Raw genomic sequence first — 13,786 nt, forward strand, 5'->3', positions numbered from 1 at the left:
CGGACCTCACTTTCTGCAAAGGCTTTTTGTGGCTAGCTAAATCAGCTAGTTATGTCTGTGGCGTCCCCGAGACGATTCGAACGTCCGACCCCTTCCTTAGGAGGGAAGTGCTCTATCCAGCTGAGCTACGGGGACATAAAGCGTCATTTTTCGCGTCGTGCATGCTGTTTGGCGGTGCAGCGGAACGCAAGTGTATATCAGAATTGCAGCAGGGAGTAAACCTTTCCTTCGGGCAGCTTCTTGCGGCCGTCCAGGAAGGTCAGTTCCGACATGAAGCAGCATTCGACGATGTTGCCCCCCATCTGCTCCACCATATCCACCACCGCGGCCATGGTGCCGCCGGTGGCCAGCAGGTCGTCGGCCAGCAGGATCCGCTCGCCGGGTTTGATGGCATCCTTGTGGATCTCCAGGGTATCGGTGCCGTATTCCAGGTCGTAGGTCTTGCTGAAGGTTTCCGAAGGGAGTTTGCCCGGTTTGCGCACCAGCACCACACCGACACCCAGTTTGTAGGCCAGGGCAGAACCGATGATGAAGCCGCGCGCCTCGACCCCAACCACCTTGTCGATTTTCTGACCGATGTAGCGGTGGCCCAGCAGGTCGATCATTTTTTGAAACGAACGGGCGTCCTGCAGCAGGGTGGTGATATCCTTAAAGATGATCCCCTTCTTGGGAAAGTCCGGTACATCCCGGATGATGTCCTTCAGGTCGTTCATGGATGGTGTGCCCCTTTCGGCGTCAATGATGGTCTGCATGTTTCCTCAGTTTGTCGAGGGCCTTGACCTCGATCTGGCGGATTCGCTCACGGGTGACCCCGAAGCTCTGGCCGATGGTGTCCAGGGTTTGGGGCTCCTGGTCGTCCAGGCCAAAGCGCAGTCCCATGATGGTCCGCTCGTTCTCATTCAGCTGGTTCAGTCGCTCCAGAATCATTTCGTAGTAGTCGAGGTTCTCCAGCAGGTCTGCCGGCGATACCGCCGAGGTGTCCTCGATGGTGTCCCCCAGAATGAAGTCGTTTCCATCGCCGATGGGGGTTTCCATGGAGCAGGTCCGCTTGATCAGCACCATCAGCCGCAGAATGTAGGTCGGCTTGACCTTGATGGCGTCGGCCACCTCCTGAACGGTCGGTTCGCGGTGCAACTCCTGGGACAGTCGTCGGGATGCCCGCAGCATTCTGCTGATGTCGTCGGAGACATGGACCGGCAGGCGGATGGTACGGGACTGGTTGACCAGGGCCCGCTCGATGGACTGGCGTATCCACCAGGTGGCGTACGTGGAAAAACGGCATTCCTTGGCCAGGGAGAAGCGGTCCACTGCCTTCATCAGTCCCAGGTTCCCCTCCTCGATCAGGTCGAGGAAGGGAAGCCCGCGGTTGTTGTAGCGCTTGGCGATCTTGACCACCAGACGCAGGTTCGATTCGATCATCTTGTTGCGGGCCGCCCGGTCCCCCTGTTCCACCTTCAGGGCCAGCTCCCGCTCCGCTTCTGCAGTTAAAAGCGGGGTGCGCTGCACGTCGCGCAGGTACAGCCGGATGGTGTCGTCGGCGGATACCTGCTCGCTCAGGGCCAAGTCCGCGCTTTCGAGAGGGGGTTCTTCCGCCTCCTCCTCGGCGAGTTCCAGGTCGGCTTCGAAGTCGAGGGCGGGTTCCTGCTCGTCGTCGGTACTACCCTTGGCAAGGAGCGGCTCTTCCTGCGGCATCACGTTGTTCGTGCTCATGTTCGGTTTCACCTCATTGGGGAGCGTGCCACCCCTGCTGGCCGATCAGGGGAACAAAGCGGCAGTCAATGCCGGCTTCACGGGTCAGGCTGCCGTCGGCCTCCTTGCGGATGCGCAACAGGGTCTGGGTGCTTTCGCTGCCCACCGGAATGACCAGGCGGCCACCGGGGGCAAGCTGCCGGGCCAGAGTTTCCGGCACCGCCGGAGCGCCGGCGGTGACCAGGATGGCGTCGAAGGGAGCTTCCTCCTCCCACCCCAGGGTGCCGTCCCCCACCTTGATGTTGACGTTGAGCAGGTGCAGGGAGTCCAGTACCTTGCGGGCCTGCATGGCCAGGGGCCTGATCCGCTCGATGGTCCAGACCCGCCGCACCAGGCTGGCCAGGATGGCGGTCTGGTAGCCGGAGCCGGTGCCGATCTCCAGGACGTGGTCCCGGGGCGTCAGCTCCAGCAGGTCGGTCATCAGCGCCACCATGAACGGTTGCGAGATGGTCTGCTTCTCACCGATGGGCAGGGGACCGTCGCTGTAAGCCTGGGCAGCCATCGCTTCCTGCACGAAGAGGTGGCGGGGTATCTTCATCAGCACTTCGATCAGGCGCGGCGAGGTGATGCCTCTGGCCATGATCTGTTCCTGCACCATCCGCTTGCGGGCGATTTCGAAATTAACCACGGCGCCTCCGGAACGTGCCGCATGTTCGCATGGAGAAGCCGCTCATGCCAGGTTCCATCCCTGCAGCGTTTCCATGGCACGGTAGTTGGTCAGGTCCAAATGCAGCGGGGTGACGGAAATATGGCCCGCCCCCACGGCGTTGAAGTCGGTCCCCTCTTCGTCGTGAAAGCTGGGCTCCTCGCTGCCGATCCAGTAGTACTTGCGGCCCCGGGGGTCTACCTTGTCCACGATGGCCCCCACGAAGGAGCGCTTGCCCTGGCGGGTGATGCGGGGCGGCTTGATCTGGGCCAGGGGCAGATTGGGGACGTTGATGTTCAGGAAGGTGCCCTCCGGCAGCCCGTTGCGGATGAAAGCGGTAATGACCGGCAGCACTGACCGGGCGGCATCGTCGAAATGGCTGCTGGGGGCGAAGGTGGCCAGGGAGACGGCCAGGGCCGGTATCCCCATCAGGTTGGCTTCCATGGCTGCCGCCACGGTACCGGAGTAGGTGATGTCGTCCCCCATGTTGCCGCCGTGGTTAATGCCGGAGACCACCAGGTCGGGACGGAAGGGAAGCAGGCTGTGAATACCCATGTTGACGCAGTCGGTGGGGGTGCCGTCCACGGCGAACCAGTGCTCGCGCAGCTCAAAGACCCGCAAGGGGGCGTGCAGGGTGAGGGAGTGACCGGCGGCGCTGCGCTCGCGGTCGGGGGCCACCACCGTCACCTCGCCCAAGCTGGCCAGGGCGTCGGCCAGGGCCTTGATACCGGGCGCAGCAATACCGTCGTCGTTGGTGACCATGATCCGCATGGAGGCCTGCTCCTTTCAAAATGCTGCTTTATCTCAGAAAACGCTCATAAAATCAAGAAAACAGGCGCAGGAATCCCGCAATTATCTGTTTACAAAAGCGGAACCAGCAGGTAGATTTGCCGGGATATTTTCAAAACAGTATTTTGTTCAGGAGGTTGAGGATATGAAAGCAGTGCTGATGGATGGGTTCGGCGGCGTCGAGGTGCTGAAGGTGGGGGAGGCCGAACGGCCGGTTCCCGGTGAGGGACAAGTGCTGGTAAAGGTGATCGCCACCACGGTGAATCGTCCCGACCTGGTACAGCGGGAGGGAAAGTATCCGCCGCCGCCGGGTGATTCGGAAATCCTGGGCTTGGAAGTGGCCGGCACCATCGAGGAGCTGGGGCCCGGGGTCACCGGCTGTCAGCCGGGCGACCGGGTGATGTCGCTGGTGGGCGGCGGCGCCTGCGCCGAGTATGCCGTGGCCTATGCCGACCACCTGATGCCGATCCCCGCGTCGATGAGCTTTGAAGAGGCGGCCTGCGTCTGCGAGTCCTACATCACCGCCTTTCTGAATATTTTCATGATCGGGGGATTGAAGAACAACAATACCACCATCATCCACGGCGGCGGCGGCGGGGTGAACACCGCCGGCATTCAGCTCTGCAAGGCCCTGGTGCCGGATACGAAGATCATCGTCACGGCTCACCCCTCCAAGATCGAGCGGGTGAAGGAGCTGGGAGCCGACCTGCTGATCGATTTCACCACCACCCCCGATTTCAGCGAGGCGGTGAAGGAGTTCACCAACAAGAAGGGGGTTGACGTCATTCTGGACCATGTGGGCGCCAAGTACCTGGCACCCAACATGAACTCCCTGGGGTACGCCGGCCGGCTGGTGATCATCGGCGTGATCAGCGGTATCAAGGCAGAGCTGAACCTGGCCCTGATGATGGTCAAGCGCCAGCAGATCATCGGCTCGGTCTTGCGCTCCCGGCCGGTAAAGGACAAGGCCGCCATCGTGGCCGAGTTCACCAGGACGGCACTGCCGAAATTCGCCGACCGGACCATCGTGCCGATCATCGAGAAGGTTTTCCCCATTGAGGAGGTGGTGGCAGCCCACCGCATGATGGAGGAGGACAAGCACTTCGGAAAGATCGTTCTCAAGATCCAGTAGGCAATGGCGACACTCGAAAACTATCACCGCTTGCTGGCGCGGGTGGACGAACTTTGCCGCACCATCGAGCAGTCCCTGGGGGAAGCGATCACCTGCCATGCCGGCTGTTCCTCCTGCTGCCTGTCGATTTCGGTCTTTCCGGTGGAGATGGCGGCCATGATCGAGGCAGCCGGCCGGTTGCCGGCCGACGACCTGCGCCATTTGAAGGAACACCTGGCTGCCTGGGAGGGGGGGGAGGTCTGCCCTCTGCTGCGGCAGGAGCAGTGCCTGCTCTACGACGCCCGTCCCATCATCTGTCGCACCCACGGCCTGCCGGTTCTGGTGACCGAGGCGGATGAGCGCCGGGTTGACGTCTGTCCGCTCAACTGCCGGGGGGTGGAGCAGCTGCCCGGCGAAGCGGTGTTGGACCTGGAGCGCTTGAATACCCTGTTGGTGTCGGTGAACGTGCTCTACCTGAAGGAGTTCGGTCTGAAGCTGCCGGATCGGCTGCCGCTGGCCGATCTGGCGGAGATGTTGCCCTGAAACGACGAACGGGACGGCCACCAGTGCCGTCCCGTTCGTGTTTGTACCAGGGTGCTGAAAACAGCCATTCGCGCTTCGCGAAAGCCTAAAGCCCAACCACCACGCGATCCTTCGGATACTCCACCACGATGCCGAAGGTGAATTCCCGCTTCTCGCCCGGCGCCAGGGTCAGTTTCCAGGCGATGGTGCCGTCATCCTTGCGCTCGTCCGGCTTCAGCCCCGTTTCTTCCAGGCTCACCTTGATCTCACTGTTCTCGGCAAGGGGGAGCTGGTCCCTGACCGTGACGGTGCGGCGTTCCTTGCGCAGGTTTTCGACGATCACCCGGTAGCGGTAGGTCATCCGGCTGCCGCCGAACATGCCGGCCTCACGGTGCTGCTTCTGTTCTTCCCGCCGGACGATGATCTGGTCGTCGGTGCCGAAGGGGAGCACGAACTTCTCGCCCGCGGCCACCTTTTTCATGACGGCGCTGCCGGTAAACGTGGCGCCGGTGAAGATGCGGATCTCACCCGGCAGCAGCGGGTAGGGGGCCTTGTTGGTCAGTTCCGCCGTGAGCCAGGCTCCCTGGGCCAGCTTGGGAACTGCGACATAGTCCGTCGCCACCGGCAGCCGGTCCACCGAGATGACGGTGCCGTGGCGGCTGCCGTCGGCGGTGATGCTGACCGGCTTGGGGATACGGAAGCTTACCGAGGTGGCGCCGGTATCGATGTCGGCGGTCTGGAATCCGGCTGGCGCCTCTTCGGCGGCGCTTTCGGCATGGTCCTCCGCCTCCGCCATGCGGACCGCTTTCTGGGCCACGAACGGTGTCGGCCGTGGCGAGGAGGGCGGCGATGCCAGAGCCGGCAGGGGGCGAGGGAAGAAAAGGCGCCAGGGGGAGAGTTCCGGCGGCGCCCCGCCGGAGGCCGGCCGGGCCGTGGAGAGGGTCAGGTTCACGTTCTGCCAGTCTTCTCCGGTCTGTTGCCGTACCTGGGCCCGATAGATCAACTCGGCGCTGGTGCCGTCGGCGGCAAGACGCACGTCGTAGGCCGGCTCCCAGCCGGTCTGGCCGACAACGGCGGACAGCTCCAGCGTGAAAGGACCTTCCCGCCGGGATTCCACCACCACCTCCACCACCTTGCTCTCCTTGCGTTGCGAGCCGGTTGCTTCGTTTTTCCGGCGTTTCAGGGCATCGATCCTGTCCTTCAGCTGTTTCTTGTCCGTTTCGATGTCGCGGCCCTGTTCATCCAGCCTGGTAACGTTACTGCCCACGAAGCCCATGACCTCATTCAGTTCGGCGGTGGTGGGGCGGCGTACCGCCAACTCCTTGGAAAGCCGGTCGCTCCAGGCAGTCCGCAGCGCTTCCACGAAGTTTTTCTGGGCGGCCACCCCTGCCTTGCGGGCGTCCAATTTGCCCAGCTCCCGCTCAAGGTCGCGGATTTCGTTTTCAAGCTCCCTGACCCGTTTTTCAGCCGTCTGCTCCAGGTGGCGCCGCCGCACCTCGATACCGGTGATGGTGGCACCGGCAGGACCCGTACCGTCGACCCGTACCGAATCGTCCTGCAGCAGTACCGGCAGTTCCGTGATGGCGATCAGGTTGGTGCCCGGTTTGAGTCGTACCGTGGCCGTGCGCTGGGTGAGGGCGCGATCGCGGTAGGCGGTGACCGAGGTCACGGTGGCCGTGGTTTCAAGGCTGGTGAGCGCGGCAGCCGGCGCGGCGGTCACCAGCAGTGCCAGCAGCAACAAACGGGGGATGAACATGTGGTAACACCTCCTGGGGTGTGAAATTACGTGCGGTTGCCGCCGCACCAGGTCATGAAGCGTCGCAGAACGTCGGGAAGCCAGAACCAGGTTACAACCATGGCCAGCAGGGTGAGCAGGCCCAGCAGGCTGAACCCCTGGGCCGCGCTCAGCTTGAACGGACCGCTGAACAGATAGGTAAGCGCCGAGGCGATCAGGATGCCGATCCAGTTGATGAAGCTGGAGGCGGCGAGCACTTCGCCCCGCAGAGCGGGCTCGGCGCGGAACTGGATGAAGGTCTGCAGCGGCAGGGAGTAGAGGCCGGCGCTGACCCCGAAGAGCAGGATGACCGCCAGAACCGCCGTCAGGCTGGGGGGCACCAGGTGCAGCAGCACCGGGGCAATCACCAGTCCCAGTGCCCCCGGGGTGACAATGCCCAGCTCCACCTCATGACCGGAGAGCCGCGCCGCCAGCAGGGCGCCGCCACCGATTCCCAGGGAGGAGGCCAGGAACAGGTAGCCGCTCCGGGCCTCATCGAGTCCCAGGTGCTGGATGCCGTAGCCGATCAGGTTAAGTTGGGCAAAGGCGCCCACCAGCCAGAACCAGGCCAGGGCAATGAGGGAAAACAGCAGCCAGCGGTCGCCGGCCGCATGGCGCAGGGTGCGGATAATCTCCGTGGGCAGGAACTGGACCCGGCGGTGCGGTGCGGCCGGCGGCAGGTCGGGAAGCCGCAGGGAAGCCGCCAGGCCGGCAACGGAGATGGCCAGGCAGCAGCAGGCGGCCAGCCAGAAACGGCCGGCTGTCGCCTGGGTGAGCAGCGAGGCCAGGGTGGTGCCGAGGATGATGGCCAGAAAGGTGAACGATTCGATCAGGCCGTTGGCCCGGGACAGTTCGTCCCGGGGGGCCAGTTCCGGGATGATGCCGTATTTGGCCGGGGCAAAGAAGGCGCTGTGGCCGGCCATCAGGAAGAGCAGCAGGTAGAGGCCGCTTTCCATGCGCAGAGCAAAGGCACCCACCGCCAGGGCGGTGATGAGTACCTCCGCCCCTTTGACGAGCTGGCTGACCCGTGCCTTGCCGTAGCGGTCGGCCAGGCAGCCGGCAGGGGCGGAAAAGAGCAGGAACGGCAGCACGAAGGCGGCGCCGGCGGTGGCGGTGATGATGCCGGCCCGCTGGCTGCCCTGGAGCTGAATCAGGAAAAAAATGATCAGCAGCTTGAGGATGTTGTCGTTCATGGCCCCCAGGAACTGGGTCAGGTTCAGGGCGGCCATTCCGGCGGGATAACGGGGCATGGGAGGGTGTCGGCCTTTCTGTCAGGAACTGGCGCCCGGCGCTCCCAGCATCCTGAAGATGTGCTCCGAGAGAGTGTTGGGATCGAACTTGGCGACGAAATCGTCGGCACCGGCTTCCTCCGCCTTGAGGCGGTTGGTGGGGTTGCTCATGGAGCTGTGCAGAATTACCTTGCAGTCCTTGTAGGCAGGAAGCTCCCTGAGGGTCCGGGTGAAGCTGAAGCCGTCCATGCCGGGCATTTCGATGTCGGAGATGATCAGATCGAAGGGGGATACTCCCTGCTGTTCGAGGCTCTGCAGCAGGGCCAGGGCTTGTACGGCCGAGGTCTGGGACTGGTAGCGAAAGCCCAGCCGCTCCAGGGTCTGTTCCATCATCAGCAGCGCGGTTTTCGAATCGTCCACCAGCAGGATGGTGCGGTTGGGCACCGCCGTCGCCGTACCGGCCAGGTCATCGCGCAACTCGACTTGGTGACCGATGACATCGGCGAGAATCCCCTCGATATCCAGGAGCAGGATGGTTTCGTTGTTGTCGGCGTAGGCGATGGCCACCAGGGAGCGGGCCTGCACCCCCTCCGGTTTGTGAATCTGGTCCCAGCTCCTGGTGAGCAGGCTGTCCGGCGCTTCAATAATGAAGGCGTTCAATTGCTTGCTGTATTCGCAAATGATCAGATAGGCCAGTTGACTGCTGAAGGGGACTGGCGCCATGCCCAGGGCCTGGGAAAGGTCGATGGCCACGATCGGTTTGCCCCGGAAATCCACTGCTCCCTTTACCGCCGGGTGGGCGTGGGGCATCCGGTCGAAGCGGGAAGGGCTCTCCAGTATCTCGATGATCTTGAAAACGTTGATGCCGTACAACTGGCCGTCGGTGAGGCGGAAGGTCAACATTTCCATTTGGTTGGAGCGGGAGAGGCTGGTGCGCTTCAGGGCTTCATCCAGGGTAGACGAGGACATGACGGGCTCCTTTCAGGCCGGTTCACCGACCAGGCGGTTGCGGGAAAGCGCGGTGACCCTGACCATGCGCAGTCTGTTGATATCGTCGGCCGTGCCGGGGCAGTCGATCTCCAGATAGTTGCGGGAAAGCCCGCTGATGAGACCCGTTGCCGGGTCGTGCCGCTGTCCCAGAACCTCCAGGTGGCTGCCGATGAAACGCTGGCGGAACAGCTTCAGTTTGACCGCAGCCAGACGGTTCAGGATCGTGGTCCGCTCCTTGATCACTGCCGGGGGGAGCTGGTCCGGCATGGCCGCCGCAACGGTGCCGGGACGGCGCGAATAGGGGAAGACGTGCAGATCGGCCAGGGGCAGGGCGGCGATCAGGTCGCAGGTTTCCCGGAACTCCTGCTCGGTTTCGCCGGGGAAGCCGGCAATGACGTCCGCCGCCAGGAAGGCGTCCGGCAGCCGTTGTGCCACCTTCTCCACCACCTGGCGGTAGAGGGCGGCGTCGTACCGTCGCCGCATCCGGTGCAGCACCGTATCCGATCCGCTCTGCAGCGGCAGGTGCAGGTGGGGGCAGATGCGGGACGAGCCGGCAATCAGCTCCAGCAGCTCGTCGCTCAGTTCGTTGGGTTCCAGGGAGCCCAGCCGCAGGCGCTCCACCGCCCCGGTCGCGTCGAGACGGCGCAGCAGGCCGGTCAGGCCGGACTGGTAGGCCCCCAGGTGGATGCCGGTCAGCACCACCTCGCGGTACCCTTCCCCTGCCAGCCGTCGCACCGCCTCCTCCACGTCGGTGACGGCCACGGAGCGGTTCGGACCGCGGGCAATCGGCACGATGCAGTAGCTGCAACCGTTTTCGCAGCCGCTCTGGATCTGCAGGAAAGCACGGGTGTGGTCGGCAAAACTGGTCAACTTCAGTGATGGGCCTTCGAGCTGTTCGGTCAGGGAACTGACCTGGTCGGCACCCAGCGTGATGTGGCGGAGAATATCGACTTTTTCCCGGTTACCCAGCACTTGGTCCACTTCGGCAAGTGCCTGCAACGCTTCGGGGGATACCTGGGCATAGCAGCCGGTGGCCACCACGGTGGCGTCCGGGTTGGCCCGGCGGGCCCGGCGCAACAGCTTGCGGGATTCGGCGTCACTTTTGCCGGTGACGGTGCAACTGTTCACCAGGTAGAGATCAGCCGCCTCGTTGAAGCTGACCTGTTTCCAGCCGGCGTTGCGCAACTGTTCGATCATGTCGGCAGATTCAAACTGATTGACCTTGCAGCCGAGGGTGGCGATGGCAAATGTTTTAAGACGGTCTGTCTGCTGCATCGTGTCGTGCGTTACTGGGCAAGGGGGGTGAGTTCAACCCGGCTGCCCGTTCCTTTCTCCTGTTTCGGCGCTTTGTAGATGTCGTCCCGCTTCAGGAACAGCCGCTGGGAGTCCAGGGCGCCCCTTGATACCAGGTACTGCTGTACCGTGGCGGCCCGCTGCGCGGCAAGTTGCTGCAGTTCCTGCTCGCCCACGATGGTGTTGGCGATGATCAGCTTGCGCATCTCCGCATCGGGCAGGTCCTTGAGCATGCCGATCAGGTTGCGCGGCTTGGGGAACTTTTCCTTCAGATACACCGCTTTCAACAGCCGTGAGGCATCCTCCGGCCTGATCTCGACCTGATCCGCTGTCGGTTGTCCGGCGCCGTTGCGCTGACGGCCCCGGGACAGTTCTCGATACTTCTCCTGACGCATCTTCTGCTCCAGCACTTCGGCGCGGTACCCCTCCGGGTCGGCGGCCTTGTCAATGAAGCCGCTGATCTCCACCTTGAGTCCCGGACGGTCCGTCAGGGCCTTGGCCAGCAGGGACAGCTTTTTCTCTTCCGTTTCCGAGAGTGTGCTGCTGCCCGGCTTGAAGGAAACGGCACTCAGGTCTTCACTGGACCCCATCATCGAGGCCAGCAGGGAGAAGGGAGAGGTGGCGGCCTTGATAAAGAGGTTCTGCACCACCTTCCAGACCACACCCCAGATGCTGAACTGCGGATCGTCGGTGCGGCCGCTGACCGGCAGGTCCAGATTGATCTGACCGTTCTTGTCCTTGAGCAGCGCCACCCCCAGCCGCACCGGCAGCTTGGTGGCCTTGTCGCTTTCCACACTGTCGCCGAAGGTGAACTGGTCGACGAAAATCTTGTTTTCGGCAGCCAGGTTCTTGTTCTCGATATGGTACTTGAGGTCGAGGAACAGCTTGCCGCGATCAATGGTGTACCCCAGATAGGTGCCGGAATAGGGGGTTGCCGGCGACAGTTCGATATCCTTGAAGGAGATGGTCAGGTCCACGAACAGGTCGTCGCGCAGCGGGTTGACCGTGCCGGTAATCTGCAGTGGAGAGCGATTCTCCAGATTGCCCCGCAGGTCCACCTCGGCCCGGGTGTTCATCTCCGAGGAGAGACCGCTGACCCGTCCCCCCAGGTTGTGGAAGGTGGTTTTGAACTGCTGCGGCAGGTGGGCGTCGCTGAAGACCAGGGTGCCGTCCTGGATGGTCAGGGTATCGATCCGTATCGATCCCTTCCCGGCCTGCGTCGCCGGAGGCTGCGGTTGCCGGCTCCCGGAGGATTGCTGCTGCACGGCCTGCGGTGGCCCCGGTTGCGTCGCCGCTGCGGCCGTCTCCGGCTTGCGTACCAGATTCTGCAGGTTCAGGGTACGGTCTTTTCTGACTGCGATGCGGGAATAGACGCCGTTGAGGGCGATCTGGCGGATAGCCAGGGAGAAGGGCTCAAGGCGGCCGTTGATCTGGTCCAGCTGCAGGCTCTCCCACTTCAGCAGATCCTCCTCCATGACCGTGTCCACCACGTGGAAGCCGCGTACCCCGGCGCTGCCGCTGAAGCTGCCCGTCGGTTTCCCGCCGGGGGGCAGCGAAATATCCAGCGCCATCCTGCTGTCCAGCGTGCCGGCAACGAAGAACAGGTTGATACTGTCCGGGATATACTCTTCAAAGTCCCGTATCGGCAACCGGGAGAAGGCCACCGTCCCCTTGTAGCGCAGGGGCTGCGGCGTCAGTGAGCCGTTGATGCTGATCGGCGTCCTGCGGCCGTACGTGGCGCTGAAACTGAGCGGCATGGCGGAAGAGTGCGGACCGGTCAGGTTGCCGGTCTTCAGCCGGATGTTGCCGAGGGAGAAGTGCGGCTGGTTGCTCGTTATCCGGTCACGGAACGAGATCGACAGTCCGTTGACCGTGATCCCGTTCACCTGGTAGTTGAGCGGCGCGGTTGCAGCCTTGGCAGGGGGGGGCGCTTGTGCCGGCGGCGCGGCGGCGGCCGGCTTTTGCAGCAGTAAAAGCGGCGACAGCGTACCGTCGGATTCGCGGGAGAGCCGGACGGTGCCGCTGCCGACGTCAATGCTGTTCACCTCGGCGCGGTTGCCCTTTTGAGCGAACGAGATACCGTCGATGTCGATACGGGAGAGCTCCGCGCCGTCCTTGTGGCCGTAGCGCGCGGACAGCTCACGGAAATGCAGCGAGGTATCGCGCAGGGAGAGGCCGTCGGCCGTGCTGTAGGCAGCGCTACCGGCAACCGCCACGGTCCCTTTGACCGGCTCCTGCAGCAGATGCTGCAGATAGGGCCAGCCCCGCTGAAGCGCCACGCCGGCAAGGCTGACGTCGCTGGTGATCGCCAGCGGGGAGAGGGTCGCCGTACCCTTGGCGGTAAGCGATTCTCCCCGGTCTCCCTTCAGGGACAGTGTGTAGGCAGCGGCCCGGGCTCCCGCTGCGGTGGAGAGGTCGGTGATCCGGGCGGCAATGCCGGACAGGGAGGCAGTGAATCCTCCCGTGGGCAGGGTATCCCGGAACTGTACGGCACCGTTGTCGAGCAGCAGCTCGCCCACCGTCAGGGCAAGGGGCGGTCCCGACGGGGGGACGGCCTTCGCTTTCGGTGTCGTCGCACGGGGCTGAACCGGCGACGGCGACACCAGGCGCTGCAGGTTGAGACGTCCCGCCCCATCGCGGGAGAGATGAAGAAGCGGGTCGTGCAGTGCAATCCGCTGGAATGCCGCTCTGCGGCTGAACAGTTCCAGCTCCCGTGCCTGCACTTCGAAGCGGCGGAACGCAGCCAGCGGAGCCCCGTGTTTCTCCTTCAGGTCGATGCCGTCGAGCCGCGTCAGCCCCGTGATGAGCAACTCGGGCTGCTTGGCCTTGTGGATGCGGTAGGTTACCTGCCAGTCGAGGGTGAGGAGGCCGCCATCCAGCCGTACCGGCAGGTTGGCCGGAATATACGGCTGAAAATACGGCAGGCTCAGGTTGTCCAGCTTTACCTGCAATGAAGCTTCCACCGCCGCGGCCAGAGGTTTTGCCTTGCCGTTGAAACGCAGTTTTCCACCGTTCACCACGGCGGAAAACTGCGGATCGGTATACTTTTCGGCAAGGTAAGGGATGTTGCTGATGAACGGTACGTCAAGCCGCAACTCCCGGACGGTATGCGTGACCGGCGTCGTTGCCGCCTGATCGCTGAAGTCGATGGAGCCGCCGCTGATGCTGATGTTGTTCAGCGAGAAGCGGCTCTCGCCGCGCTGCTCCTGTTTGGGGCGCGCTGCCAGCCGCTCCAGGATGTCGGAAAAGTTGTAGCGGTTGGCTGCGGTGCGCACCAAACGTATCTTCGGGTTTTCCAGCAGCAGTTGGTCGATGACCGCTGCACGGCGAACGATGCTCATGGAGGAAAGGGAAACCTTCAGGCGGTCGAACTCCACGAACGGGGTGGCGTTGTCCTGCTCCATGAAACGGAAGTCCTTGATCGTCAGGGTCATGCCCAGGGGGTTGAAGCTGACGCCGGCGATGGCAACGTTGCGGCCGGTCAGGGCGCGAAGCTGTGCTTCCGCTTGCTGCTTGGCAACTATCGGCAGCACCAGGGCGCTTGCTCCGAGCAGCAGCAACACCGCGGCTGCCGCCAGGAGGAGTGCTTTCTTGTGCCCGGCTGCCGTGCCGGCAATGACCTGCAGTAGGTGTGTCATGGGGTTCTCCAGCGGTCTGCCTTCCATACAACGAGTTCTTATACA

The 13,786-nt window shown here is 63.4% G+C and carries 11 protein-coding genes and 1 tRNA gene; 2 read left to right on the forward strand and 10 right to left on the reverse strand.

Features of this window, described 5'->3' with window-relative positions; genetic code table 11:
• Positions 1-58: 58 nt before the first annotated feature.
• The 5 genes from RAK07_RS04505 to surE form a co-directional block, all read right to left on the reverse strand.
• A tRNA-Arg gene (locus RAK07_RS04505) sits at positions 59-135 on the reverse strand.
• A gap of 62 nt (positions 136-197) precedes the next feature.
• Positions 198-713, reverse strand: coding sequence for an adenine phosphoribosyltransferase (locus RAK07_RS04510; protein WP_305731648.1), 516 nt, complete (start codon positions 711-713; stop codon positions 198-200).
• 22 nt (positions 714-735) lie between these two features.
• A complete protein-coding gene (locus RAK07_RS04515) occupies positions 736-1,710 on the reverse strand; it encodes a sigma-70 family RNA polymerase sigma factor (RefSeq protein WP_305731649.1) in 975 nt (324 codons plus the stop codon).
• A gap of 13 nt (positions 1,711-1,723) precedes the next feature.
• Complete coding sequence (locus tag RAK07_RS04520) at positions 1,724-2,347, reverse strand: protein-L-isoaspartate(D-aspartate) O-methyltransferase (RefSeq protein ID WP_305733478.1); 624 nt, start codon at positions 2,345-2,347, stop codon at positions 1,724-1,726.
• Positions 2,348-2,419: 72 nt separating this feature from the next.
• Positions 2,420-3,166, reverse strand: coding sequence for a 5'/3'-nucleotidase SurE (gene surE, locus RAK07_RS04525; RefSeq protein ID WP_305731650.1), 747 nt, complete (start codon positions 3,164-3,166; stop codon positions 2,420-2,422).
• 163 nt (positions 3,167-3,329) lie between these two features.
• Between surE and RAK07_RS04530 the strand changes: the two genes are divergently transcribed.
• Both RAK07_RS04530 and RAK07_RS04535 read left to right on the forward strand, forming a co-directional pair.
• Positions 3,330-4,316 carry an NAD(P)H-quinone oxidoreductase gene (locus tag RAK07_RS04530; protein ID WP_305731651.1) on the forward strand — a complete coding sequence of 329 codons (987 nt, stop codon included), beginning with the start codon at positions 3,330-3,332 and terminating at the stop codon, positions 4,314-4,316.
• Between the two features lie 3 nt (positions 4,317-4,319).
• Positions 4,320-4,838 (forward strand): YkgJ family cysteine cluster protein, encoded by a 519-nt coding sequence (locus tag RAK07_RS04535; protein ID WP_305731652.1) that lies wholly within the window; start codon positions 4,320-4,322, stop codon positions 4,836-4,838.
• An 85-nt stretch (positions 4,839-4,923) separates the two neighbouring features.
• Here the strand turns inward: RAK07_RS04535 and RAK07_RS04540 are convergent, their stop codons facing one another.
• Genes RAK07_RS04540 through RAK07_RS04560 form a run of 5 tightly spaced genes read right to left on the reverse strand, consistent with a single transcriptional unit; the run spans position 4,924 to position 13,741 of the window.
• On the reverse strand, positions 4,924-6,573 hold the full coding sequence (locus RAK07_RS04540; protein WP_305731653.1) for a mucoidy inhibitor MuiA family protein: 1,650 nt from the start codon (positions 6,571-6,573) through the stop codon (positions 4,924-4,926).
• A gap of 26 nt (positions 6,574-6,599) precedes the next feature.
• Positions 6,600-7,841 carry an MFS transporter gene (locus RAK07_RS04545; RefSeq protein WP_305731654.1) on the reverse strand — a complete coding sequence of 414 codons (1,242 nt, stop codon included), beginning with the start codon at positions 7,839-7,841 and terminating at the stop codon, positions 6,600-6,602.
• Positions 7,842-7,862: 21 nt separating this feature from the next.
• Positions 7,863-8,789, reverse strand: coding sequence for a chemotaxis protein CheV (locus RAK07_RS04550; RefSeq protein ID WP_305731655.1), 927 nt, complete (start codon positions 8,787-8,789; stop codon positions 7,863-7,865).
• 12 nt (positions 8,790-8,801) lie between these two features.
• Entirely contained in the window at positions 8,802-10,085 is a 1,284-nt protein-coding gene (gene mtaB, locus RAK07_RS04555; RefSeq protein WP_305731656.1) for a tRNA (N(6)-L-threonylcarbamoyladenosine(37)-C(2))-methylthiotransferase MtaB, read from the reverse strand.
• Between the two features lie 11 nt (positions 10,086-10,096).
• Positions 10,097-13,741: a DUF748 domain-containing protein gene (locus RAK07_RS04560; RefSeq protein WP_305731657.1), complete on the reverse strand. Its 3,645-nt coding sequence runs from the start codon at positions 13,739-13,741 to the stop codon at positions 10,097-10,099.
• Positions 13,742-13,786: the final 45 nt, after the last annotated feature.

The sequence above is a fragment of the Trichlorobacter ammonificans genome, from assembly GCF_933509905.1.
GTDB lineage: Bacteria > Desulfobacterota > Desulfuromonadia > Geobacterales > Pseudopelobacteraceae > Trichlorobacter > Trichlorobacter ammonificans.